The sequence below is a fragment of the Streptomyces sp. NPDC059454 genome (assembly GCF_042749965.1).
Taxonomy (GTDB): Bacteria; Actinomycetota; Actinomycetes; order Streptomycetales; family Streptomycetaceae; genus Streptomyces.
The window spans coordinates 14,106-39,179 of record NZ_JBHYVC010000018.1; the positions used below are offsets into that span (position 1 = coordinate 14,106).

General features: G+C 72.9%; 20 protein-coding genes. 11 read left to right on the plus strand and 9 right to left on the minus strand.

Translation table 11 applies throughout. From position 1 onward, the window contains the following. Positions 1–120: 120 nt before the first annotated feature. Positions 121–1,056, minus strand: coding sequence for a 3-oxoacyl-ACP synthase III family protein (locus ACFXAE_RS15130; RefSeq protein ID WP_384713646.1), 936 nt, complete (start codon positions 1,054–1,056; stop codon positions 121–123). A gap of 498 nt (positions 1,057–1,554) precedes the next feature. On the opposite strand from ACFXAE_RS15130, the gene ACFXAE_RS15135 reads away from it, so the two are divergent. Further along, on the plus strand, positions 1,555–2,040 hold the full coding sequence (locus tag ACFXAE_RS15135; RefSeq protein ID WP_384713649.1) for a hypothetical protein: 486 nt from the start codon (positions 1,555–1,557) through the stop codon (positions 2,038–2,040). Further along, complete coding sequence (locus ACFXAE_RS15140) at positions 2,037–3,719, plus strand: multicopper oxidase family protein (protein WP_384713652.1); 1,683 nt, start codon at positions 2,037–2,039, stop codon at positions 3,717–3,719. The genes ACFXAE_RS15135 and ACFXAE_RS15140 overlap by 4 nt, the downstream gene beginning before the upstream one ends. Positions 3,720–3,797: 78 nt before the next feature. Here the strand turns inward: ACFXAE_RS15140 and ACFXAE_RS15145 are convergent, their stop codons facing one another. From ACFXAE_RS15145 to ACFXAE_RS15160, 4 genes are all read right to left on the minus strand, one after another. Then, the gene (locus ACFXAE_RS15145) at positions 3,798–4,928 is read right to left on the minus strand and encodes an FAD-dependent monooxygenase (protein ID WP_384713655.1); all 1,131 of its coding nucleotides are present in this window, start codon (positions 4,926–4,928) and stop codon (positions 3,798–3,800) included. A 66-nt stretch (positions 4,929–4,994) separates the two neighbouring features. Continuing rightward, on the minus strand, positions 4,995–5,675 hold the full coding sequence (locus ACFXAE_RS15150) for a hemerythrin domain-containing protein (RefSeq protein ID WP_384713658.1): 681 nt from the start codon (positions 5,673–5,675) through the stop codon (positions 4,995–4,997). A gap of 225 nt (positions 5,676–5,900) precedes the next feature. Beyond that, on the minus strand, positions 5,901–7,358 hold the full coding sequence (locus tag ACFXAE_RS15155) for a lyase family protein (RefSeq protein WP_384713661.1): 1,458 nt from the start codon (positions 7,356–7,358) through the stop codon (positions 5,901–5,903). Continuing rightward, complete coding sequence (locus ACFXAE_RS15160; RefSeq protein WP_384713664.1) at positions 7,355–9,340, minus strand: FAD/NAD(P)-binding protein; 1,986 nt, start codon at positions 9,338–9,340, stop codon at positions 7,355–7,357. The genes ACFXAE_RS15155 and ACFXAE_RS15160 overlap by 4 nt, the downstream gene beginning before the upstream one ends. 198 nt (positions 9,341–9,538) lie before the next feature. On the opposite strand from ACFXAE_RS15160, the gene ACFXAE_RS15165 reads away from it, so the two are divergent. The 3 genes from ACFXAE_RS15165 (at position 9,539) to ACFXAE_RS15175 (ending at position 12,337) form a co-directional block, all read left to right on the plus strand. Beyond that, positions 9,539–10,534, plus strand: a complete 996-nt coding sequence (locus ACFXAE_RS15165; RefSeq protein ID WP_384713667.1) for an NADPH:quinone reductase — start codon at positions 9,539–9,541, stop codon at positions 10,532–10,534. A gap of 9 nt (positions 10,535–10,543) precedes the next feature. Then, entirely contained in the window at positions 10,544–11,728 is a 1,185-nt protein-coding gene (locus ACFXAE_RS15170; protein ID WP_384713670.1) for an FAD-dependent monooxygenase, read from the plus strand. Between the two features lie 63 nt (positions 11,729–11,791). Then, positions 11,792–12,337, plus strand: a complete 546-nt coding sequence (locus tag ACFXAE_RS15175) for an SRPBCC family protein (RefSeq protein WP_384713673.1) — start codon at positions 11,792–11,794, stop codon at positions 12,335–12,337. Positions 12,338–12,502: 165 nt separating this feature from the next. Here ACFXAE_RS15175 and ACFXAE_RS15180 read toward each other — a convergent pair whose 3' ends face one another. From ACFXAE_RS15180 to ACFXAE_RS15195, 4 genes are all read right to left on the minus strand, one after another. Beyond that, a complete protein-coding gene (locus tag ACFXAE_RS15180) occupies positions 12,503–13,102 on the minus strand; it encodes a flavodoxin family protein (RefSeq protein WP_384713676.1) in 600 nt (199 codons plus the stop codon). Between the two features lie 37 nt (positions 13,103–13,139). After that, on the minus strand, positions 13,140–14,711 hold the full coding sequence (locus tag ACFXAE_RS15185; protein WP_384713679.1) for an FAD-dependent monooxygenase: 1,572 nt from the start codon (positions 14,709–14,711) through the stop codon (positions 13,140–13,142). After that, a complete protein-coding gene (locus ACFXAE_RS15190) occupies positions 14,708–16,288 on the minus strand; it encodes a class I adenylate-forming enzyme family protein (RefSeq protein ID WP_384713682.1) in 1,581 nt (526 codons plus the stop codon). The genes ACFXAE_RS15185 and ACFXAE_RS15190 overlap by 4 nt, the downstream gene beginning before the upstream one ends. A gap of 112 nt (positions 16,289–16,400) precedes the next feature. After that, on the minus strand, positions 16,401–17,273 hold the full coding sequence (locus ACFXAE_RS15195; RefSeq protein WP_384713685.1) for an arylamine N-acetyltransferase: 873 nt from the start codon (positions 17,271–17,273) through the stop codon (positions 16,401–16,403). Positions 17,274–17,609: 336 nt separating this feature from the next. Here ACFXAE_RS15195 and ACFXAE_RS15200 point away from each other — a divergent pair, with 336 nt between their 5' ends. The 6 genes from ACFXAE_RS15200 to ACFXAE_RS15225 all read left to right on the plus strand — a co-directional run bounded on the left by ACFXAE_RS15200 (position 17,610) and on the right by ACFXAE_RS15225 (position 25,065). Further along, entirely contained in the window at positions 17,610–19,172 is a 1,563-nt protein-coding gene (locus ACFXAE_RS15200; RefSeq protein WP_384713688.1) for a carboxylesterase/lipase family protein, read from the plus strand. 123 nt (positions 19,173–19,295) lie between these two features. Further along, complete coding sequence (locus tag ACFXAE_RS15205; protein ID WP_384713691.1) at positions 19,296–20,468, plus strand: 3-deoxy-7-phosphoheptulonate synthase; 1,173 nt, start codon at positions 19,296–19,298, stop codon at positions 20,466–20,468. 66 nt (positions 20,469–20,534) lie between these two features. Beyond that, entirely contained in the window at positions 20,535–21,323 is a 789-nt protein-coding gene (locus tag ACFXAE_RS15210) for a 2,3-dihydro-2,3-dihydroxybenzoate dehydrogenase (RefSeq protein WP_384713926.1), read from the plus strand. A gap of 34 nt (positions 21,324–21,357) precedes the next feature. Next, complete coding sequence (locus tag ACFXAE_RS15215; RefSeq protein WP_384713694.1) at positions 21,358–22,038, plus strand: isochorismatase family protein; 681 nt, start codon at positions 21,358–21,360, stop codon at positions 22,036–22,038. Beyond that, entirely contained in the window at positions 22,035–23,936 is a 1,902-nt protein-coding gene (locus tag ACFXAE_RS15220) for an anthranilate synthase family protein (RefSeq protein WP_384713697.1), read from the plus strand. The genes ACFXAE_RS15215 and ACFXAE_RS15220 overlap by 4 nt, the downstream gene beginning before the upstream one ends. A 112-nt stretch (positions 23,937–24,048) precedes the next feature. Continuing rightward, positions 24,049–25,065: a 3-oxoacyl-ACP synthase III family protein gene (locus ACFXAE_RS15225; RefSeq protein WP_384713700.1), complete on the plus strand. Its 1,017-nt coding sequence runs from the start codon at positions 24,049–24,051 to the stop codon at positions 25,063–25,065. The last annotated feature ends 9 nt before the right edge of the window (positions 25,066–25,074 follow it).

Here is a 25,074-nt window from a genome sequence, read left to right on the forward strand (position 1 = left end):
CCGCCGCGGGGGGGGGGGCGCGGTTCCCGGCGTCCCCCGGCGCGACGGTGGCGGCCCGGCCCTCGCCTTCCCGCCCGTTCCGCGGCCGGGCGGGAAAGCGGGGGGGACGTGCCGCAGGGGTCAGGCGGACGGCTCGTGCCAGCGCAGGACGACGGCGCCCGCCGTCATTCCGGCGCCGACGGCGAGCAGGGCGATGACATCGCCGTCCTGGAACGGCCTTTCCCGGTGTGCGAGGCTCATCGTCACGGGAATGGACGCGGCGGCGATGTTTCCCGTGATCCTTCCGTAGTCGGGCACGACGTGCTTTTCCAGGCCGACGAAATCGCCGACCTTCCGCACCAGTCGCGGATTCGCCTGGTGGATGACGAGACGGTTCAGTTCGCTCAGCCGGACGCCCGCCTTGTCCAAAGCGGAACTGAGAATCTTCGGGCCCATTTCCAGCACGGTGCCGGTCACCCCGCGCCCGTCCATCTCGAACCAGCCGCCGGTGTGCGGAATCGTCGCGAAGTGGGCCTTCGAGCCGTCGGCCCACAATTCGGTGGCGAGGATGCCGTAACCGTCGGGCACCGGGGCGAGCTGGACGGCGCCGGCACCGTCGCCGAACAGCGGCGCGGTGCGCCGGTCGGCCGGGTCGACGCAGCGTGTGAAAACGTCCGCGCCGATCACCAGCGGGTGGCGGGCGACGCCCGCGCGCACCATGCCGGCCGCCGTGGTGAGGGCGTACACGAAACCGGAGCAGGCCGCGTTGACGTCGAGGGCGGGCGCCCCCGACAGGCCCAGCCGGTCCTGGACGTAGCAGGCGGTCGCCGGCACCGAACGGTCGGAGGTGACGGTGGCCAGCACGAGGAGGTCGGGTTCGACGGGGGCGTCGCGCAACGCCTTCCGGGCGGCGTGTGCCGCGAGGTCGGACGTCGACTCGCCGGGTGCCGCGTGATGGCGGGCTTCGATGCCGATGCGATCACGAATCCATTCGACATCCGCGCCCGTGGCTTTTCCCACGGATTCGTTGGACACCGCGGGGCCGGGCAGATAGGCGCCGAGACCGACAATTCCCAATGAGGTGCCTGTATCGCTGGCTGTCACTTCAGCCCGCCTTCCTTGACATGGGTGCAGGGCTCCTGACGCCGTTTTCGACGGCGCTCTCGATGCACGGTGAGCTTGGCAGCCCGGCAGGGGAACCGGTCAACGGAAGGAAGGTGGATCCGTCAAGTTCCGCGAGGAATCGCGGTGGACCTGACAGATAATGCCGAACGGCGTGTACGCGGCCCGCCACAGACCGTCCAATGGGGGCTCCCCGCGCGCCCGGGCGAAATGCGCCGCCGTCGGGCCGGCACATTGTTCCGGCGGACGTGAAGGGCCGGGGGCGGTGTGAGGGCGGCCCCGACCGTCCTCTCCCAGCCATGCCCGTCCAAAAGTCGATGCCGACCTGACAGACAATTCCGCCGCGGTTGTCCGGCGAAGACGGTGAAACGTTGACTGGCGACGACAGTGCCGGCCGCCCGCGCCACCGGTCGAGACTGGCATGGCAGCCCAGAGAAGGAGTTGACAGACCAGGTGAAACGCTCGGTGACGGACGCGGCCGCCCGGCCTGCCCCCGCCCCGCCCGCGACCGCGGAACGGCCCCGCGACAGACCCCGGGGCCCCGGACGGGGCCTCGTCGGCTCGATCCGTGTGGTCGCGGTCCTCGCGCTGACCTGCACGCTGCTCCAGGCGGCGTCCGCCGGACTGTTCGTCACGGGCGACGTCGGCATGCTGGACCTGCACGGCATGAACGCGGGGTTGGTCATCCTGCTGACCCTGGCCCAGACGGTCAACGCCGTGCTGCTGTGGCGCGGGAACCGGGCACTGAGGTGGCCCATGGCGGCCGGTCTGGTGATGATCGTGCTGGTCGGCGCCCAGCAGGTGATGGGCGACGAACGGGTCATCGCCTGGCACATCCTGCTCGGCACCGCCCTGGTGGGCGTCAAGACCGCCATGCTCTGCTGGGCGTTCACCCTGCGTCCGGTGCCCGCCGCCCCGACGACGGAGGTGGCACGGTGAGCGCCGCGCGGACGACGCCGGACCCCGTCCCGGACGGCACCCGCCGCTCCCGCATGTCCCGCCGCCGGCTGCTGGCCTACGCCGGCGCCGGCGGCACGGTCGCCGCCCTCGGCGTCACCGCCGCGAGCCGGCTGCGCCTGTCCGGCGAGACCACGGGCGAGCAGCTCACCAGCACGGCCCGGCTGCCCCGGCCCTTCGAGGTGCCGCTGCCCGTGCCGCCGGCCGCCACGCCGGTCAGCAGCGCGAACGGCGTGGACACCTACGAACTGGAGCAGCGGGAAGCCCGGCTGGAGATCCTGCCCGGTCTGCGGACCACCGTCTGGGGCTACGACGGACTCTTCCCCGGCCGTACCCTCGTCGGCCGCCGTGACCGGCGCACGGTGGTGCGGCTGCGCAACCGGCTGCCGGTGCCCACCTCCACCCACCTGCACGGCGGCGTCACACCCCCGGACTCCGACGGCTACCCCACCGACCTGCTGCTGCCCGAGGGCGCGGCGGGCCGCCGGGACTGGACCACCTCGATGTCCCACGGCTCCGGCCACGGAGACCACGGAGACCACGGCGACGGCTCCCGGCCGGCCGGGGAGGCCCCCGAGGGCTGGACGTTCAGCCGCGGGGAGCGGGAGTACGAGTACCCGCTGGACCAGCCCGCCGCGACGCTCTGGTACCACGACCACCGCATGGACTTCAGCGCGCCCCAGGTCTGGCGGGGTCTCGCCGGGTTCTTCCTGGTCCGCGACGACGAGGAGGAGGCCCTGGGGCTGCCCGAGGGCGAACGGGACGTCCCCCTGATGCTGTGCGACCGCTCCTTCGAGGAGGACGGTTCCTTCGCCTATCCCTCCCTGGACCCGACGCTCACCGAGAAGGCGGGGGTCGAGGACGCCTACCACGCGGGCGTGCTCGGCGACGTGCAGCTCGTGAACGGCGCGCCCTGGCCCGAGTTCGAGGTGACCGGCGCCCGCTACCGCCTGCGGCTGCTCAACGCCGCCAACGCCCGCCGCTACCGGCTCGCCCTGGAGGACGGGGAGGGCGGCAGGCGGGTCCCGCTGGTCCAGATCGGGAGCGACTGCGGGCTGCTGGACCGGCCGGTGACCCACGAGACGCTCACCATGGCGCCGGCCGAACGCTTCGACGTGGTCGTCGACTTCTCGCGGTACCCCGCCGGCAGCGAGCTGACGCTCGTCAACACGCTGGGCGAGGGCGACATGCGCAAGGTCATGCGGTTCCGGGTCAAGGGGCGGCGGCGGGACGACAGCCGCGTCCCCGCCCGGCTGGTGACCCCGGACCGGGTGAGCCGCCGGCAGGCGGTCGAGGAGCGGTCCTTCGACTTCCGCATGACCACCGAGGGCGGTCACTCCATGTGGACCGTCAACGGGCGGCCGTTCAGCACCGACGGCGTCTGGGCCGCACCGCGCCTGGACACGCTGGAGGTGTGGCGCTTCACCAGCGACTTCCACCACCCGGTCCATCTGCACCTGGCGCACTTCAAGGTGCTCTCCCGCAGCGGCGGGGCACCCGCGGCCTCGGACGCCGGGTGGAAGGACACGGTGGACGTGCGGCCGTACGAGGTGGTGGAGGTGCTGGTCCGCTTCCGCGGCTACAAAGGGCGGTACATGATGCACTGCCACAACCTGGAGCACGAGGACATGGCCATGATGGCCAACTTCGACATCGTCTGACCGCGGCCCGTGTGGGGAAAGCCGTCTCCCGGTGCGGGTGTCCGGCAGGCGGCCGGGGCGGCCCGGGTGCCGGAAGCGTCACCCCCGCATCCCGTAGAGGTCGGGCAGCGAGCGGCACCGGTCGTCCGCGAACACGGCGTACGCGGCCCAGCTCCGGGCCCGGGCGGCCGCCTGGCGCCGGTGCTCGGCGTAGGCCCGGAACGCCCTCGGGAAGTCCGCCGCGTCGCAGTCCATGAGGTCGCTGAGGTGTACGGCGTCCTCCAGGGCCTGGTGGGCGGCGTGCTGCGCGGCGAAGGGCAGGGTGGGGCGGTCGGTGTCGGCGGTGAGCACCACCCGGTGGTCCGCCCAGCGGTCCACGGGAGTGCTCGCGCACGGGACCCACATCCGCCAGTCGTCGCAGAGCCGCAGCAACTCCCGCACGGCCTCGGCCGCGTCGGGGAGGTCGCGGGTCACCCGGACACTGTCGACGGGGATGCCCTCGAAGGTCCGCTCCCGGGTGCTCAGACAGTGCACGGCGACCTCGAAACGGCCGTGACCGGTGGGACACTGCATGAGCTGCCAGCTGTGCTTGGCCCACACCGTCAGCATGTCGGAGCGCAGCGCGGCCGGCAGCCGCTCGCCCGGGACCACCGAGTGGTAGAAGGTGTTGTGCGAGGGGCGCAGCCCGGCGCCGGTCACCTGGCGGTGCACCGGCGAGCAGGAGCCGCCCGCCCCCACCAGGGCGTTGCCGCTGAGCCGTTCGCCGTTCCCGAGCACGACGGTCACCCGGTCGGCGGTCTGCTCGTAGCGGACCACCGCCGATCCCGTGTGCAGCTCGATGTCAGGGTTGCCGCGGCAGGCCGCCAACAGGACGCCGAACAGCTCCGTACGGCGCACCACGGTCGAGGGACAGCTGGGGGGCCGCGGGCCGCCGCCCCCGGGCACCACGGCCAGCGGCATGCCCGTGGTGCCGCTCAGCAGACGCAACGCGCTGATGGCGACCCCGTGTTCGCGCACCGCGTCGCCCACGTCGAGCCGGTCGAGGGCGCGCAGCGTCTGCGCGGAGAGGCGGATCCCCGTCTCCAGTTCCCCGAAGGAGTCCTCCTGTTCCAGCACGAGGACCCGGTGCCGCTGCTGGGCGATGGCCAGGGCAGCGGTAAGTCCGTTGATGCCCCCGTCCGCGACGATGACATCGGCCTTGGGGAAGGTGGTGTTCCATTGTTGCGCCACATCTCATCCTGGCTGGTGAAGGAGGACTGCCGGAACGTCCGCCCGTGGCGGGGGTGTTCCGGGGCTTCAGACGGTGATGCCGTTCCAGCGGGGAGTCCTGGCGTAGCGCGGCTCGAAGGCCAGCCGGCACAGCAGCCGCACCGGCGCCGGCAGCTTGCCGAGCACCTCGGCGCGGGTGGCGGGGGAGGCGCCGTCCAGCGCCCAGGGCAGGAATTCGGCGGCGCCGCCGAGGCCCTGCGTCTTCTGGAGGTACTTCACGTACTTGCTCCAGCCCGCCGCGCCGAGATGGGTCTGCGCGAGCGGCAGGGCCAAGTCCTCCTCGTGCTCCATGTGGCCGATCAGGGCGTCGGCGGCCTCCTGGGCCGCCGCGGCCAGCCCGGTGGCCGAGCCCGCGGTCAGGCAGGCGTCGACCTGGGCGAGCAGCGGGTCGATGCGGCCGTGCTCGGCCTCCATCATGTCCAGGACGGCCACGTCCCGCGGGGCGGTGACCTTCTCCCTGAGCTGCGGCCAGATCGACTCGTCCTCCGCCACGTGGTGGATGTGGAGCTGGCGCTTGAAGGTCTCCCAGCCGTTGCGGACGCTGGGGTCCGTGCCGCGGCCGGCCGCCGCGGCCGCCGCCATCCGCCGCAGGTCGCGGGCGAACGCGTCGTGCGCGAAGTACATCAGGGAGAAGTCGATCTCGCCGGGGATCGGTGTGCGCACCCGCATGGCTCCACTGCGGGTGTGGTCGGGGCTCTGTGACGTCATCGGGGGCTCCTTCGGCGGGGCGGTCGGGTCGCACGGCGCTCGACGCGCGGACCGTTCCTGCTCAGTGTCCAAGTATCTTACTCAGGAAGTTTCTCGGTAATGAAGGTTCTGTTTCCGCCACTCCGCGCGGAAGACCGGTGGAGTCGGCGGAATCGGATGCGCACCCCGGCACGCCTGGGGGGTGCCGGGGTGCCGGGGTGCGGGGACGGCGGGGGAGGGACGGGGTCAGGGACGGAGCGCACGGTCCACCAGCGCGGCCGCCGCGCCCGTGTAGTCGGCCGGGTCGCACAGCCCCGCCAGCTCCGTCTCGTCGACCGTGCCCGCGAGCCGCGGGTCGGCGGCCAGGACCTTGTACAGGGGCAGACCCGACTCGACGGCGCGCGCCGCCGCCTCGCTCGTCACCTGCCGGGCCACCGCCCTGCCCACCACGGGGGCGAGCACGGCGGAGAGCCGCTCGGAGACCAGCAGACCGCCCAGCAGACCGAGGTTGTCCCGCATCCGCTCCGGCCGCACGACGAGCCCGGCCGTCAGCTCCACCGCGGTGTGCGCGGCGCCCCCGGTCAGCCGCAGGCACTCCCGCAGCAACTGCCACTCCGCGTGCCACGCCCCGGCCGACCGCTCGTCCTCCGCGATCAGGCACTGCGTCAGGCCCGCGGCCATGACCGGTACCTGGAGCGCCACGCTGCGGATCAGCGTGGCGAGCACCGGGTTGCGCTTGTGCGGCATCGCCGAGGAGCTGCCGCGGCCCTCGACGGCGGGTTCGGCGACCTCGCCGACCTCCGTCCGGGTCAGCGTCTGCACATCCGTGGCGATCTTGCCGAGGGCCCCCGCCGTGAACGCCAGCGCCGCGGCCAGGTCGGCGAGGGGGGTGCGCAGTGCGTGCCAGGGCAGGGCGGAGGGGGCCAGCCCCGTCTCCTCGGCGAACGCCCGGACGAGGGCGTCGGCGTAGCGCCCGGCGTCGCGTCCGGCACCGCCGGGTCCACCGTCGCCGGGCCCCGCGTCGTCCGGTTCCGTGTCGAAGAAGCCGTCGGCACGCGCGTACTCCAGGTACCCCGACAGCGTTCCGGCGGCCCCGCCGAGGGAGACCGGCAGGCCCTCGGCGAGCACCCGCTCCAGCCGCCGGTCGGCGTCCAGGAGCAGCTTGCGCCAGCCCGCCGCCTTCAGGCCGAAGGTGGTCGGCACGGCCTGGAGCGCCAGCGTCCGGCCGGCCATCGGCGTGTCCCGGTGTTCACCGGCCAGCGCGGCCAGTGCCGCCGCGGACCGGCCCAGATCGGCCCGGACCAGGCGCAGCGCACGGGCGGCCACCAGCATCGCGCCGGTGTCGAGGATGTCCTGGCTGGTGGAACCGCGGTGGACGTACTCCGCGGCGGACGGGTCGTCGCGGGCCACCACCCCGGTGAGCGCCCGCACCAGCCCCACCACGGGATTGGCGGTCTCCCGCGAGGCGACGGCCAGCGCGCGCAGGTCCAGCAGCTCGGCCCGGGCGGCCTCGGTGACGGCCCGCGCCGCGGACTGCGGCACCACGCCCAGCCGCGCCTGCGCCCGGGCCAGTGCCGCCTCGGCGTCCAGCATGGCCTGCAGCCACGCCGTGTCGCAGACCGCCGCCTCCACGGGGGTCCCGGCGCGGACGGGGGAGAGCAGCCCCGCGTCGACCAGGACCGCGTCGCCGGGACCGGAGGTCACACGATCACCCCGGTCAGGTCCGTGTCGGCGGCGGCCCGGCGGATCTGTTCGGGAACCCGCGTCACCGCGGGGAGACCGAGGAGCGCCCGGGCGATGGCGTCCGCGTCGCCGAGGATCACCGAGTCCACACCGGGGCGGATGCCGGCGGCGGTGACCCAGTGGACCGACTCGGTCGGCACTCCGAAGGCGAAGCGGCGCGGGTGGGCCCGGCCGCGCGCGTCGAGCAGGTGGTACGGCCGCTCGCCGACGGCGAGTCCGCCGGTCTCGTACAGCGTTCCGCAGTCACCCGGCACGCGGTACGGACCCGCCTGCTCGGTGGCCAGCAGATGACGCAGCAGCGGATCGTCGGTACGCCGCAGGTCGGGTTCCGGAAGCCGGGCCTCGATCAGTACCCGGGCGCGGACGGCCGGTCCCGGTACCTCGCGCGACTCGGCGACGAAGGCGGGCTCGGCGGTGTCGAAGCGGATCTCCGTGCCGGGGCCGGTCAGCTCCAGCACACCTGCCTCGACGAGCGCGATCATCTCCTCGATGCGGGAGACCGGCGGGCCGATCGAGAGGAATCCGTTGAGCGGTGTGTACCAGCCCTCCAGTTCGTCCCGCTGCGAATTGCCCTCCAGTCCGCCGTGGTCGACGACGAGGCGAATTTCGTTCCGCAGATCCCGCAGTACGTCGAGGGCCGCCTTGAGCGGTCCGTCGACATTTCCCGCCCGCCCCGCGGCGACGTCCTCGGCGAGATACCCGAGCAGCCACGCCCGGAATTCCGACCGGTCGGTGAATTCCTGGTTCCGGCAGGGGTTCGCCAGGCGTTGCCAGTCCCACCGGTCGGCCGCGTCCACACCGAACGAGCCGAGCAGCGCCGACGGGTCCTCTCCCGGCGGCAGTGCGACCAGGGCGTCGGTGAGGGCACGGCCGTCGTGCTCGCGTCCGCGCGCGTGGAGCAGCGTGCCGTAGTAGACGCTCTCCACCTCCCGGCAGATCACCGGCCACAGGTCCGTGGAGAAGCGCACCCGCTCGCCGCCGGCGGAACGGGCCCGCAGCTCCTCGACGTACCGTGTGGTCAGCAACCGCGGTTCGTGGCGGCCGTAGGGGCCCTTCTGGTTCTCGCCGCGGGCGTGGTAGGGCACACCGCGCCGGGAGCTGGCGTACAGCCGGGGCTCACGGCCGGAGGGCCGGTAGACGAGACGCTCGCCCTCGCGGACGAAGCCGCCGCCGCGGCCGGCCGTGAACAGCGCCATGTAGTCGAAGAAGTTCAGGCCCAGACCGCGCAGCAGCACCGGCTCCCCGGGTGCGATCGCGTCCAGGTCCACGTCCGCCGGGTTGGACGGCGTGATGTACGTCAGGTAGTGGATGCGGGCCAGCGCGGCGGTCCGCTCCTGCCTCGGGGTCAGCCGGGCCGGCAGGTGGCCCAGGGCCAGGGCGACGCCGTCGAGTTCGTTCAGCCGGGTGCCGTCCTCGAGCCGGACGCCCTGCGGTCCGCCCGGGACACCGTGGGTGTCCGACATGGCCACGGCGCGTGAGCGGTGCACCCGGATGCTCAGGTGCTCCGGGGCGCGGGCGGCGATCCGGCGGAAGCAGGCGCCCAGGTACTCGCCGTACAGGGCCCGGCTCGGGTAGTCGTCGGGGCCCAGCCGGGCGGCCTCCGCCACCGTCGCCCCGTCGTACCCGTCCGCGTTCAGCGCGCCGAGCACCGCCAGCTCGCGGGCCCAGTCGTACAGGCTCGGTCCGCTCTCCACCGGACCGCCCATCGACACGCTGCCGTCGGTGAACACGGTCACCTGCGAGGCGACGGTGTTCATCAGCAGGTGGCGCGACTGGTCCGGGCGCCACACCCGCCCCGCGCCCGGGGGGAACGGGTCGACGACATGCACGACCATCGGGGAACGGGACGCCGAATTCCGTTCGTTGGCGCACAGCCGCTCGAGAACGGACAATCCCCGAGGGCCGGCTCCGACAATGCAGAACTCCCTTTGAATACCGCTCATCTGGATACTCCCCAGCGGGATCGCCGATACCGTCTGCGGGATCCTCGCAGGGCGCGTCCGATTCCGGTCAACGCCCGGCTTCCGGGTCCGTCAAGTCCGCCCCGGTATCCGTCAGGTCGGCACCGATTTTCCTGGGGACCTGACATATAAGGCGCTCGATTTCCGACGCGGCCCGCACCCGGTGCCAGTCTGTCGGTCATGCGCGCCGCCTACATCGAGCAGCTAGGTTCGCCCGACGAGATCCGCTACGGCGAACTGGCCCCTCCGCGACCCGGCCCGACCGATGTTCTTGTCGAAGTGACGGCGACCACGGTGAACCCGGTGGACACGTTCGTCAGGTCAGGGGTCTTCCGGACCCCGGTCTCGTTCCCTCTGGTGATCGGCCGTGACCTGGTCGGCACCGTGGTCGAGGCCGGGCCGGGCGCGGTCGGCTTCGGAGCGGGCGACCGCGTGTGGTGCAACAGCCTGGGCCACGGCGGCCGGCAGGGCGCCGCCGCCGAACTGGCCGTCGTACCGGCCGACCGCCTCTACCACCTGCCCGGCGCGGTGGACGCGGAGACCGCGGTCGGCGTGCTCCACCCCGCGGGGACCGCGCACCTCGCGCTGCACACCCACGCGAAGGTGCGCCCCGGCGAGACCGTCTTCGTGGCGGGCGCGGCCGGGAACGTCGGCAGCGCGGCCGTGGTGACGGCCGTGGAGGCCGGCGCCCGTGTGGTGGCCACGGCCTCCGCCCGGGACGCCGGGTACTGCCGTTCGCTCGGGGCGCAGGAGGTCTTCTCCTACACCGACCCCGACGTGGCTCAGCGGCTGCGGTTGGCCTGCCCGCGGGGCATCGACGTGTGGATCGACACCTACGGCACCAACGACCTCACCGCGGCGGTCGACCTGATCGCCCCGCGCGCCCGGATCGTGCTGCTGGCCGGTGTCGGCGCCCGCCCGGTCCTGCCGGCCGGACCCTTCTACATGAAGGACGCCTCGATACTCGGCTTCGTCATCTCCCACGCCACCACCGCGGAGCTCGCCGACGCGGCCGTGGGCATCAACCGCCTCCTCGGCAGCGGGCGGCTCCGTCCCCGCACCGTCGAACGGCTCCCCCTCAGCTCCGCGGCGGACGCCCACCGCCGCATGGAGAAGGGCGAACTCCGCGGCAGGCGCCTCGTTCTGCGCCCCGATCTGGACCGGAAGGAACGGTGACCTCGCGCCATGGCACACATCCTCATAGCCGGCGGCGGCATCGGCGGACTGGCGGCCGCCACCGCCCTCGCCGACCGGGCACACCGGGTCACCGTGCTGGAACGGCGGTCCGGCTTCACCGAGCTCGGCGCCGGCATCCAGCTCGCCCCGAACGCCTTCGCGGCACTGGACCGGCTCGGCGTCGGTGACGGGGTCCGGGAACGGGCCGTGTTCATCGACCAGTTGCGGCTGATGGACGGCACCACCGACGAACTCGTCAACGCGATGCCGCTGACCGGCGCCTATCGCGAGCGGTTCGGCAACCCGTACGCCGTCGTCCACCGGACCGACCTGTACCAACCGCTGCTCGACGCCTGCCGGGAGCGCGCCGACCGCGTCGAACTGCGGACCCGGAGCACGGTGGTGTCGTACGGCCACGACGGCGAGCGGGTCGTCGCCGTGCTGGACACGGGGGAGCGCCTGACGGCCGACGCCCTGATCGGCGCGGACGGCATCCGGTCCGTCGTCCGCGGGCAGATGCTCGGCGACGGCGAGCCACGGGTGTCCGGCCACACCATCTACCGGTCCGTGATCCCCATGGAGCGGGTTCCGCAGGCGCTGCGGTCCAACGCCGTGACCCTGTGGGCCGGACCGAAGTGGCACTTCGTGCACTACCCGATCAGCGGCGGCCGCTTCCTGAACCTGGCCGCCACCCGCGACGACGGGGCGACCGTCCCGGTGGCCGGCCGCCCGACGCCGCGCGCGCACGTGCTCGGCGAGTTCACCGGACTCGGCCGCACCGCCGGCCGGCTGCTGGCGCTGGGCGAGGACTGGAAGTCCTGGGTGCTGTGCGACCGCGACCCGGCCGACCGGTGGGTGGACGGCAGGGTGGCCCTGCTGGGCGACGCCGCCCACCCGATGCTCCAGTACGCCGCGCAGGGCGCCTGCATGGCCCTGGAGGACGCGGTGGTCCTCGGCGACCTGCTGGACTGCCCGCCGGAGCGCTTCCCCGGCCGGCTCGCGGTCTACAACGCCGCCCGGCGCGGGCGCACCGCCAAGGCCCAGCTCGTCGCACGGGAGATGGGCAGCCAGGTCTACCACCCGGCCGACGTCGCCGCGAAGGAGCGCAACGAGCGGCTGTCCGTCCTGTCGGCCGAGGAGCTCCACGAGATCGCCGACTGGCTGCACGGGGCGCGGGACTTCACCCGCGTCTGACCCCGGCGCCCCCGCGGCGCGCCCCCACCCCAACGAACCCGCAGATCGGAAGTGATGTCCGCCATGAACAACTTGATCGGCACCAGCGGAAAGACGACGTTCAAAGCACGCGCCGAGATCGAGATCGCGGCCTCGCCGGAGCAGGTCTACAACACCGTCAGCGCGCTGGAGCGCAGCGCCGAGTGGAGCCCGGAGTGCACCGGCGGCCAGTGGGTGCGGGGCCGCCCCGGCACCGTGGGCGCGATCTTCCGCGGCGAGAACAACCGGCCCGTGGAGGTCGTGGCGTGGGCCCCGGTGATCCGCGGGGAGTGGGCCACCGAGTCGGAGGTCGTGGAGGCCGAACCGGGCCGGGTGTTCCGCTGGAGCGTGCTCGACAGCGAGCGCCGCCGGCAGGAGAGCGTGTGGTCCTTCGAGATGCGGCCGGACGGCGAGGGCAGCCGCCTGGTGCACCACTACTGGCTCGGCGAACTCACCGAGGGACTGGCGAAGATCTTCGCGAACCTGGACGAGGCCGGGCGCGAGCGCTTCGTCCGGGACTGGAACGCCAAGCTCGCCGAGGACGTGCGCAACACGGTGGAGCGCATCAAGGTCGTGGTGGAGAAGGGCTGACACCTTCACCGGACGCCACCGGCGGCATCCCGGCCCGCCCCTCACGACAGGGGCGGGCCGGGCCGTGTCCGGGGGGACGCGCCCTCGCGGGACCGGACGCACGACACAGCGGGGGACGGCCCGGACGGGCCGTCCCCCGCTGTGTTCCGTCGGCCCGTCGGCCGGTCAGCCGGACGGTGTCGACGCGAGCCTTCGGGCGGTGCGGGCCACCCGTGCCCCCAGGTGCCGTGCCGTCTCCACGTCGGCCTTGGTGACGGCCTCCGGCCCCAGGTCGACGTGGGCCTGGCCGCCCGCGCCCAAATAGAAGCCGAGGCGGTTGAGGTCGTGCTCCGAGCCCGCGGAGGAGTTCCAGCCCGGCAGCAGGCCCAGGCTGACCCAGTGCATGCCGTGCTGGGCCGCGAACACCCCGAAGTACTGAAGGGTGTGCAGCTTGTCCCCGCTCTTGGCGCCGGAGACGGTGAATCCGGCGGCGGCCTTGTCCGCCCATGCCTGCTCGGCCCAGCGGCCGGAGGTGGCCTGCGCGAAGGTGTGGAAGGCGGCGGAGGCGGTGCCCATGTAGGTGGGCGCGCCGAAGACGATGGCGTCCGCGTCGTCCAGTTGCCGCCACTGCCGCTCGTCGATCGTGTCCACCCGGACCTCCACGACGGCGGCCCCCGCGTCGCAGGCGCCCTCGCGTACGGCCTGGGCGAGTACGGTCGTGTGACCGTTGCCCGAGTGATAGGCGATCGCCACGGTGGGCGACGGCCCTGCTGACGGTCCTGCCATGGTCTTCTCCCTCGATTCGTGCACGGGGCCGGCTCGTCTACTGGGTGCCGGCCGGACGGAGGAACCGCGCCAGCTCCGCGGTGAGGTGGGACAGGTCCTCGGCGTGGCCGTGCGCGGCGATGTGCCCGTCCGGCCGTACGAGGTGGAAGCCCGGCACGGTGCAGCCGGTGGCCGCGTCGGCGTCCCCCGGGTGCAGCCGGACGTGGCGCAGCCGCGGCCAGCCCGCGGTGACCCGCTCGACCCGCTCCGGCAGGTCGCCGTGCGACCCGCCCGCGCGGACCACCACGGTCCAGGCCGCCGGATCGGCCTTCGGCCCGGCGAAGCCGTACGTCACCGCGAGTTCGCGCGGGAAGACCATGCCGACCCGCAGCCGCGCGGGCCGCCGGCGGACCATCCGGCAGGTCCCGGGCCGGGACGGCGTCTGCGTCGGCCGTACGGGCGTGTACGCCACCCGGCGCCCCGCCATCACCGGGAACACATAGCGGGGCACCACCCCGGAGAACGCGGCCAGGCGGAACGCGGTGTCCCGCAACGTGATCCGCGCCCGGCTGTCCGCCATCCAGGCCCGGGTCTGCCGGTCGGTGTCGGCCACGATGCGGGTGGTGGCCTCGGCCCGCTCCGGCGTGTAGTCCTCCAGCACCGACGCCGGGGACTCGCCGTGCACCACGGCGGCCAGTTTCCAGGCCAGGTTGAGGGCGTCCTGCAGGCCGTTGTTCATGCCCTGCCCGCCGGCCGGACTGTGCACGTGCGCGGCGTCACCGGCGAGGAAGACCCGACCCCGCTGGTACTCGGTGGCCTGCCGGGCGTGCACCCGGTACAGGGTCTGCCAGACCGGCTCGGTGATCCGTACGCCGCCCGGGCCCCGCTCGTCGAGCAGCCGCTGCATCATCGCGACATCCACCTGCCGGTCGCCCGGCGGCATGACGGCGAGGATGCGGAACACGCCGTCGGGCAGCGGGGCGATCATCAGGGTGCCCGTGGGCGCCTGGTAGTACAGCAGCTGGTCGGGTGGCAGGGTGCCCTCGACGCGGGCGTCGATCAGGGCGAACCGCAGCTCGTACGTGCTGCCCTGGAAGCCGATGCCGAGCGCGCCGCGCGTGCTGCCCGACGCTCCGTCGGCACCGATCACGAAGGCGGCCCTGACCCGCTCCACCCCGGCGTCGCCGTGCTCCAGGACCGCCGTCACACCGTCACCGGCGTCGATCCGACCGCCGAAGTCGACGTCGTCGAAGGTGAGCAGCCGGACACCGCGCTCGACCTTCCCGCCGAGCTCGTGCAGCCGCCCGGCGAGCAGCCGCTCGGTCTCGTACTGCGGCAGGTGCAGCGGGCGGAGCCGGTCCGGCACCGTGAACGTGGCCAGCGGCCTGCCGCCGGAGAAGTAGCTGAAGCCGCCGACCGGTACGGCGATGTCACGCAGTTCGTCCCGTACGCCCAGGTCCTCCAGGAGGTCCAGGGCACGCGGCCACAGCGCGAGCGCCTTGGGCACGGTGGAGGGGCCCTCGGCGCGGTCCACCAGCCGGACGCGGACCCCGCGCCGGATCAGCTCACAGGCGGCGAACAGACCGGTGGGGCCCGCACCGACGATCAGCACATCGGTGTCGGTGCTCATGCCGAGCGCTCCAGGCGGTCGGCGAGCTGCTGGGCCAGCTTGAGGCGCTGCACCTTCATGGTGGCGGTGCGCGGCAGCTCGGACAGCGGCATCTGGACGGGGTCCGCCAGCTGGGGGAAGTCGGTGACCGCGCGGCGCCAGCGCTGCATGTCCAGCGGCTCGTTGCCCTTGGTGCACACCACGGGCAGGGGCTCCTGCCGCGGCCCGGGCACGACGACCAGTTCGGACAGCTCCGTGAGGCGGCCGAGGACGGTGTCCTCGACCTCCAGGGTGGAGTCGAGGTCCGGGATGACGTCGACGGCCCGGTCCAGCAGGTGCACACAGCCCATCCGGGTGCGGTAGCCGACGTCGCCGGTCCGCCACCACTTGCCGTTGAGCTCCTTGCGGTAGCGCTCCTCCTCGGCGTAGTAGCCGACCGCGCGGCCGTCGGTCTGGACCTCGATGAAGCCGGGCGTCTTCTTCGACGGCCGGTGCCCGTCGCGGGGCACGATCCGCACGTGCGTCATGCCCGGGATGGGGTAGCCGAGGCAGCGGCCGTTGGCCTTGTGGGCGTTCTTGCGGCTGTACCAGCGGCACACCAGGGGGCCGCACTCGCTCTGCCCGTAGAACTGGAAGAACAGCGCGTTGCGGCGCTCCGAGGCGGACAGCAGCCGGTGCATGGTCGGCGGGTGGATGGCGTCGAACGTCCCGCTGAAGTACTTGACGCCGGACAGCGGCCGCAGCGGGTGGTCGACCAGTTCCTCCCATTCCATGAAGGAGTTGGGGTGGGTTTCCACGAAGCCCGGCCGGACCTTCGCGAACAGTTCGGCGACCCGCTCCGGACGTCCGTCGTCGATGATGACCGCGGGCATCCCCTTGGGCAGGACGACGGCGAGCGCCATGAACATCCGGGAGTGGACGAAGGAGATGTGGACCGCGTAGGTCTCCCGCTCCCGGATCAGACCGGCCAGCTTCTCCTGCGGGCGCAGCCGGCCGCGCAGTGAACGGGCGGTGTGCACCACCAGCTTGGGGACGCCGGTCGTGCCGGAGGTGTGGGTCATCAGGGCCGGGGTGTCCGGCCCCGTCTTCACCGGGCTGCGGCGCGGGCTGCCGGCCAGCTCCTCCAGGCCGACGGTGCCGGATCCGCCGGGGCCGTCCACGCGGACGACGGTGCTGGTCATCTCGGCCAGCGGGATCCCGGCCAGCTCGCCGCCGAGTTTGCCCCCGTCGGTGACCAGGTGCGGCCGGTCCAGGCGGGAGAGCAGCGCGGCGACGGTGGAACCGTCGAGCGCCGGGGACAGCAGGGCCGGGGTGGCCCCGATCCGCGCGGCGGCACAGGCCAGCACGTAGATGTCGAAGTTGTGCGCCTTGTAGAGGGCCAGTTGGTCGCGCGGCCGGATCCCGGCCGCCCACAGCCGGGCGGCCATGTCGTCGACCAGGTCGGCCAGTTCGGCCACCGTCAGATGGCGGCCGATCTCCGGCGCGACGTCCAGGTCGTGATCGAGGGTGATGGGCGAGTAGGGGTGCCGGGCGGCGGCCTCCTCGGGCACCAGGCCCAGGTAGAGAGCGTTCCTACTGGCCGGGATGTGGAGCGGCACGTGGTCTCCTCGGGCGGGCGGAAAGCAATTCCGGATGGTGTGTGCGTTCTGCTGAGCGAGGTGCGGCTCCTCAGCCTTTCCTTACGCCGATTCAGCGCTTCTTCACGCCGATTCAGCGGTTCTTCGCGGGTGACGCGACGGACAGGTGACGCAGGAGCAGCGATTCCTCTTCGGCGGTCGGACGGATTTTGAAAACATCGCGCAGGGCGGTCAGGGTTTCCTCACCGGTGAGTTCCGTGACCTCCGAGCGGCCGTCCGGGAAGGAGGTGGTCATGTGCCGGCCGCGCAGCAGATGGCGTACGTCCTCCGTGCCCCGCATGGCGATCAGGGGGCCGGTGAACGTGGAACGGGCGCTGTGCGCCGTGTAGTAGTTGGACACCTCGAAATCCACGGGGAAGTGCCGCTCCTCACGGAACGAGTACAGGTCGAACCACCCGTCCTCGTGCAGGGACTGGAGTACCCACTGGCCCCCCTCGGTGGCCACCCGCCAGCGCCACCCCCCCACCTCGGCCTCGGCCCCCGCCACCAGCGGAACGGGCGCCAGCGGCCCCTCGTCGCCGAAGCCGGCGTCGACCAGCCAGCGCCGGCCGTCCGCCACCACGACGAGCAGGGCGTGGGCCCGGTAGCGGACCCGGTTGCTACCGCGCCGCACCCGCCCGAGGAACCGGGTCACCGGGAAGCCGAGGCGTTCCAGCACGGCACCGAGGAGCAGGTTGTGCTCGAAGCAGTAACCGCCGCGCCCGGCACGGACGATTTTGCGCTGGAGGTCCGCCGTCTCCAGTGAGACACCGCGCCGGAGCACGACGTCCACGTTCTCGAAGGGAACGGCGTCTATGTGTGCGCGCTGAAGGGCGCGCAGGGTACCGGCCGTGGGCTCGACAGGCCCGTCGTACCCGATACGCCGCAGATAGGCGCCGACATCCAGTCCCTCGGTGTCCCAGGAATGCGGAATGCCTTCGGAGACGGACTGGATATCGGGTTGCACGTCATTTCTCACGGACCCCACGGCGCTCTCCTCGGGCCATGTGGAAACAGGAAGGTTTCCGGGATCCTCATGCACGGCGCGAAGGGCGTCAACGCGCCTTTGCGCACTCCGTCAAGTGCCCCTCGGGCGCCAGGTATTGCCCACTTTTCAACCAGTTCCTCCAGTCCCGCCGGCGGGGAACCTGATGGATTCAGTCCCACCTGACGGAGTGCGCCCGCGTTCTTTGGCCGCCCGTCGCGGGGCGTCGCAGGATCAGCGGGTGCTGGCTGGAATCCGGCCGGTCCGAACTTGCCACTCACTCCAGGAGTGCCCGAGCCACCGGGGAGTGCCTGAGCCATGACCATGACTGTTTCGTCGGGTGCCACGACCGTCGTCCGCACCACGGCGGGGCGGGTCACCGGGGCCCGGGAGGGCGGGATCGTCGCCTTCCGCGGGGTCCCGTACGCCGCGCCGCCGACCGGCGAGCTGCGGTTCGCCTCGCCCCGGCCGCCCGTGCCGTGGCGGGACGTGCGCGACGCCACCCGCTTCTCACCGCCCTTCGTGCAGGCCGGTCCCGCCCACAGCAGCGAGGACGCGCTGTACGCCAACGTCTGGACGCCCGGCCCGGCGGGCCGCCGCTCCGTGCTGGTCTACATCCACGGCGGAGGCTGGCAGGTCGGCGCGGGCAGCGTGCCCACCTTCGACGGGGCACGGCTCGCGGCGGCCGGCGACATCGTGGTCGTCAACTTCAACTACCGGCTCGGGGTGTTCGGCTGGGGTCTGCACGAGGAGTACACCGACCCCGTGACCGGACTGGCGGCCAACTGGGGCCTGCAGGACCAGATCGCGCTGCTGCACTGGGTGCGGGAGAACGCCGCCGCGTTCGGCGGCGACCCCGACGACATCACCCTGTGCGGCACCTCCGCCGGCGGCGCCACCGCCTGGCAGCTCGCGCTGATGCCCGAGCTGAGGGGCACGATCCGGCGCCTGGTCTCCCTCAGCGCCGCCCACCCCTGGCAGCCGGCCTTCGCCCTCACCCCCGACGACGCCCGCACCGTCCACGAGACGGTCGCGCACCGCCTCGGCACCGGCCTCGAGGGCTTGCGCGAGGTCCCGGCACCACTGCTGCACGAGGAGTGGACGCGGTTCTTCTCCGGCAGCCCGGACACCCGCCCCGTCGAGAGCGGCCGGGAGTACCGGGGGCCCGTGCTCGACGGGCGGCTGCTCACCGCGTACCCCCACGACCTGCCGACCCCCGACGTGCCCCTCATGACCGTCTACAACAGCACCGAGGGCTCCTTCTTCACCGACCCGCTCTCCCCCTCGTTCCCGCCCGCGCCGCCCGCCCCGGCCGACCACGCCGAACTGCGGGAGGCCGTCCGCGGGGTGCTGCGCAAGCTGACGCCCCGGGTCGACGACGGACTGGTGGACGCCTGCGTGGACGCCTACCGCGGCGCGGCCGGACCCGACGGCGGACCGCGCGACCTGTGGACCGAGGTGTGGGGCGACGGGCTGTTCCGCCACCGCATCGTGCGGCTCGCCGAGCGTCACGCCCGGACCGGCCGCACTCCTCAGTACGTCATGGAGTTCGCGCACCCGACCAGGGCGCCGCACTTCGGCACCCCGCACGACGCCACGTCGAAGTTCCTCTTCGGCTCGCACCGACTGCCCCTGCACGCGGCGCAGTTCGGTGACGGGCCGCTGGAGCGGAGGATCTCGCGGAACTTCGCCGAACTGGTCTCGTCCTTCATCCGCGAGGGCAGCCCGCACAGCCTGGACGTCCCCGACTGGCCCGTCTTCGCACCCGACCGCCCCACCACGCTGGTGCTGGGGGGCGAGCGGGTGGCCTCGGTCGCCGTCACGCCCAAGCGGCAGCAACTCCGCTTCTGGGACGAGGCCGGCTGCCTCCCCGTCCCGTGAAGAGCCGCCGCGACGCGCCGCACCGTCACCGAGGAGCCGCCGATGAGCCCCGCGAGAACACTCACCGACGGTTCGCCGGAGGTCCGCAGAGGGCCCGCCACCCTTTCGTCTCAGGAGAAACCAGTGGATGACATCGAGCTCACCCTCCGCTCCCGGCCCGGCCGGCAGCAACCGCAGTGGCCGGACGCGGAGGAGGTCCGGCGCGTGCGGGAGGAACTGCGCCAGCGCCCCCCGCTGGTCAGGGCCGAGGACGTGGACGACCTGCGCTCCCTGCTGCGCCGGGTCGCGGACAACGAGGCCCAGGTCGTGCAGGCCGGCGACTGCGCGGAGGACCCCGAGGAGTGCACCGGCGGCTATGTGGCCCGTAAGGCCGGGCTGCTGGACCTGCTGGCCGGCGCCATGCGGATGGCCACCCACAAGCCGGTGGTCCGGGTCGGACGCGTCGCCGGCCAGTTCGCCAAGCCCCGCTCCCGGTCCACGGAGCGGATAGGAGACGTCGAACTGCCCGTGTACCGCGGCCACCTGGTGAACAGCCCCGACCCCGACCCGGACAGCAGGCAGCCCGACCCGGGCCGCATGCTCGACTGCTACGCCGCCGCCGGCCGGGCCATGAACCACCTCGGCTGGCCCCACTCCGGCGACGGACACGTCATCGGGCCGCGCGTGTGGACCAGCCACGAGGCGCTGGTGCTCGACTACGAACTCCCCCTGCTGCGCCGCGACGAGAGCGGCCGGCTGCTGCTGGCCTCCACGCACTGGCCGTGGATCGGTGCGCGCACCAACCAGCCGGACGGCGCCCATGTCGCACTGCTGGCCGAGGTGATGAACCCGGTGGCGCTCAAGGTGGGCCCCCAGATGCCCGCCGCCGAACTGCTGCGGCTGTGCGAACAACTCGACCCCGCACGGGAGAAGGGACGGCTCACGCTCATCTCACGGATGGGCGCCGATGCCGTCGCGGACCGACTGCCGCCCCTGGTGGAGGCGGTGCGCGCGGCAGGGCATCCGGTGATCTGGCTGTGCGACCCGATGCACGGGAACACGGTCACCACCGCCGAAGGCCTCAAGACCCGGTACACCGAGACGCTGGACCGCGAGGTCCGCGGCTTCCAGTGCGCCGTCCGCTCGGGCGGCGGTGTCCTCGGCGGACTCCACCTGGAGACCACCCCCGACGAGGTCACCGAGTGCGTCGACGGTCCCGCCGAGAACGAGCGCGTCGGCGACAAGTACACGAGCTTCTGCGACCCCCGGCTCAACCCCCGGCAGGCCGTTTCCCTGATCAATGCCTGGCGGGGCTGAGGTCCCGGACAGGTCACTCATGCGAGGAGGTTGGCCCCAGTGGACACACACGTCATCCCGGCGCCGATGGCGCCGGAGCCGAGCACGGTGAACCGGGTCGCCCTGGTCACCGGAGCCGCCGGCGGCATCGGAGCGGCGGTGGTCAGAACGCTGGCCGAGCGCGGGACGCACGTCGCCGCCGTGGACGTACGCGCCACGGAACTGCGCGAACTGGCGGAGAAGCTGACCGCCGACGGGCTGTCCGTCACCGCGCTGCCCGCCGAGGTGTCCAGCGCCGCGCAGACCGAGGCCGTCGTCGCGGAGGCCGAGGACCGGCTCGGCCCGCTGGACTTCCTGGTCAACGCGGCCGGTGTGCTGCGGCTGGGCGGGGTGCGCGACTACCGCGCGGAGGACTGGGCCACCACGTTCTCCGTCAACGCCCAGGGCGTCTTCCTGATGTCCCAGGCGGTGGTCCGGCGGATGGTGCCCCGCAACCGGGGCGCGATCGTCACCGTGTCCTCCAACGCGGCCGCCGTCCCGCGCGCCGGGATGGCCGCGTACGCCGCCTCCAAGGCCGCGGCCACGTCGTTCACCAGGAGCCTCGGCCTCGAGGTCGCCCGGCACGGCATCCGCTGCAACGTGGTGGCACCCGGCTCCACCGACACACCCATGCTCAGCTCGATGTGGACGGACTCCTCGGGCCCGCGCCGCACGATCGAGGGCAGCCCCCAGGACTTCCGGCTGGGCATCCCGCTCGGCAAGCTCGCCGACCCCGCCGACATCGCCGAAGCGGTCGCCTTCCTCCTGTCGGACCAGGCGTCCCACATCACCCTGCACGCCCTGACGGTCGACGGCGGCGCGGCGCTCGGCTCGTGAAGCGCCCACCGGACCCGAGACAGAGGTGAGATCCATGAGGTTCACGGCCGGTATCCCGGCGATCGACTCCTATCCGATGCCGACGGCCGGGGAACTGCCCGGCAACGTCGCGGCATGGACGGTGGACCCGCGACGCGCGGTGCTCCTCGTCCACGACATGCAGCGCTACTTCCTGCGTCCGTTCCCGGCGGGCCTGCGCGAACCGCTCGTGCGCAACGCGGCGCGGCTGCGCGAGGCCTGCGCCGCGGCCGGTGTCCCGACGGCGTACACCGCTCAGCCGGGCAGCATGAGCCCCGGGGAGCGGGGACTCCTGGCGGACTTCTGGGGACCCGGCATGCGCGTCGACGACGAGGACCGGCTCGTGGTGGACGCCCTCGCGCCCGCCGACGAGGACTGGCGGCTCACCAAGTGGCGCTACAGCGCCTTCTTCCGTTCCGACCTCCTGGAGCGGATGCGCGCGCAGGGCCGGGACCAGCTCGTGGTGTGCGGGGTGTACGCGCACGTCGGCATCCTCACCACCGCGCTGGAGGCGTTCGGCAACGACATCCAGGTGTTCCTGGCCGCGGACGCCGTCGCCGACTTCTCCAGGGAGGCCCACGAGCTCGCCCTGAACTACGCGGCGGGACGCTGCGCGGTCGTCGCCCCGACCGCGCGGCTCGCCGAGGAGCTGGGTGCCCGCGCCACGGCAGGGGCGGCCCCGGGGGAGTCCCGGTGAGCCGCCACCCCGCGGACCACCGCCTGTTCGACCGGATCCTGGGACCCGGCCGGCCCGCCGCGTTCGCCCTCCTGCACCGCCCGGAGCGCTCGCCGGGACTCCTCGACGTACTGGTCGGGGAGGTCGGCACCCCCGAGACGCTGGCCGACCTGCCGCTGCCCGGCCCCGGCGCAGGGGCCGGGGTGCCCGGCGCGCCCCGGCACGACCTGCTGGCCGTGGTCCCCTACCGGCAGATCTCCGAACGCGGCTTCGTCTGCAACGACGACGAGGCCCCGCTGCTGGCGCTGCGGGTGACCGGCCAGGAGAAGGTGCCCGTCGCCGAGGCCGCGGCGCGCATCGCGGACCGGCCGATCCGGTTGTCCGACACCGGCATCGGCCACGACATCGACGACACGGCGTACGCCGACATCGTCCGCAAGATCATCACGGAGGAGATCGGCAGCGGCCAGGGCGCCAACTTCGTCATCAAGCGCACGTTCACCGCCGACATCGAGGACTACGACGTCCTCGACGCGCTGGTCTTCTTCCGGCGGCTGCTGGAACGCGAGTTCAACGCCTACTGGACCTTCCTCGTCCACCTCGGCGACCGCACCTTCGTCGGCGCCACCCCCGAGCGGCACGTCAGCCTGCACCACGGTACGGCCGTGATGAACCCCATCAGCGGCACCTACCGCTACCCGGCCTCGGGGCCCTCGCTGCCCGGCCTCATGGACTTCCTCGCCGACCGCAAGGAGGCGGACGAGCTGTACATGGTGGTCGACGAGGAACTGAAGATGATGGCCCGCATCTGCGACGGAGGCGCCCGCGCCACGGGCCCGTTCCTCAAGGAGATGGCCCGGCTCGCGCACACCGAGTACCTGCTGTCGGGGCACAGCACCCGCGACCCGCGGGACATCCTGCGGGAGACCATGTTCGCCCCGACCGTCACGGGCAGCCCGCTGGAGAGCGCCTGCCGGGTCATCGAGCGCTACGAGCGGTCGGGCCGCCGGTACTACAGCGGCGTCATGGCCCTGATCGGGCGGGACGAGCACGACGAGCCGGCCCTCGACTCCTCCATCCTCATCCGCACCGCGGAGATCGACTCCACGGGCCGGGTGGGCATCGGTGTGGGCGCCACGCTCGTCCGCCACTCGGATCCGGAGTCGGAGGTGCGGGAGACCGCCGCCAAGGCCGCCGGGCTGCTGTCCGCCCTGCAGGAGTCCGACCCGGACGGACTGGGCCGGCACCCGGACGTGGTCTCCGCGCTGCGCGACCGCAACACGCACCTGGCGGGGTTCTGGCTCGCCGGGGAAGGCGCGCCCGCCACGCCGTTCCACCCCGAACTGGCCGGGGTGCGGACGCTGGTCGTCGACGCCGAGGACACCTTCACCGCGATGATCGCCCACCAGCTGTCCTCGCTCGGACCCGAGGTGACGGTCCGCCGCTTCGACGAGCCGTACGACGTCGACGACTACGACCTGGTGGTGATGGGTCCCGGCCCCGGCGACCCCAAGGAGACCGGCGACCCGCGCATCGCGGCCGTTCACGCGGGGGTGGCGCGGCTGCTCGAGGAGCGCAGGCCCTTCCTCGCGGTCTGCCTGAGCCACCAGGTCCTCAGTCTCCGGCTCGGCCTCGACGTACTGCGCCGCACCCCGCCCAACCAGGGCGTGCAGAAGGTGATCGACCTGTTCGGCACCGAGGAACGCGTCGGCTTCTACAACGCCTTCACCGCGCGCGCCGCCGGCCCCGTCACCGAGGTGGACGGCATCGGCACGGTGCGGGTGAGCCGGGACCCGCGGACCGGGGACGTGCACGCGCTGCGCGGGCCGCACTTCGCCTCGATGCAGTTCCACGCCGAGTCGGTGCTCACCAGGAACGGCCCGCGGATCATGAGCACCCTGCTCCGGGGGCTGCTGTGAACCCGGCCGGCCGGACAGGCGCACCGGGCCCGCCTCACCGGGCCGACCGGACTTCGACCGACCGAACCCGACCGACCGAACCGCGACCGACGAAAAGTCAGGAGCCGGGTAGATGAGCACGACCAGCAACAGCCCCACGCAGCATGGAGCCCGCATCGGAGTCCTGGGAATCGGCTCGTACCTGCCCTCCCAGGTCATCACCAACGACATGCTCGCGGACCGGGCGGGAGTCACCGACGAGTGGATCGTCCGCAAGACGGGCATCGTCACCCGCCGTGCGGTCGCCCCCGACGAGGCCACCTCCGACCTCGCCCTGCACGCCGCCCGCGCCGCCCTCGAGGACGCCGGGATCTCCCCGGCGCAGCTCTCGCTGGTCATCGTCGGCACGGCCACCCCGGACATGGCGGGCCCGTCCGTCGCCAGCCTGACCGCGCTGGCCCTGCAGTGCCCGACCACCACGGGCACCTTCGACATCCAGGCGGCCTGCGCCGGGTTCCTGACGGCCGTCGACATGGCCTCGACGTACCTGAGCGTGCGGGGCGGCTACGCGCTGGTCATCGGCGCCGACACCTACAGCCGGTTCCGCAACTACGAGGACCGGCGCACTACCGCCCTGTGGGGCGACGGCGCCGGTGCCGTGGTGCTCGGCCCGGCGGACGGCGACACCGGGCTGCTGGCCACCCGGATCACCAGCTTCCCGGTGGACAGCGAGGTCGGCGGCATCCCGGCCGGCGGCAGCCGGCTGCCCGCCTCGCACGAGACGGTCGACGCCGGTCTGCACTACGTGCGCATGAACGGCCGCCGCATCATGGAGATCTTCCAGGAGCACATCCCGCAGATGTCCAAGGACTTCCTCCACGACGCCGGCCAGGAACTGGAGGACATCGACCACATCGTGCCGCACCAGGGCAACCAGCGGATGGTGGAGAGCCTGCCCGAGCTGCTCGGCTTTACCCGCCCCCGGCTGCACGCCAGTGCGCGCGACGTCGGCAACACCGGCTCCGCGTCGATCCCGGTGACCCTGGACCGCGCCGTCCGCCAGGGCGCCATCACCTCCGGTGAGTCGGTCCTGATGGTCTCGATCGGCGCCGGCATGACATTCGGCTTCGCGCTGCTGCGCTGGAAGTGAGGGAGGAGA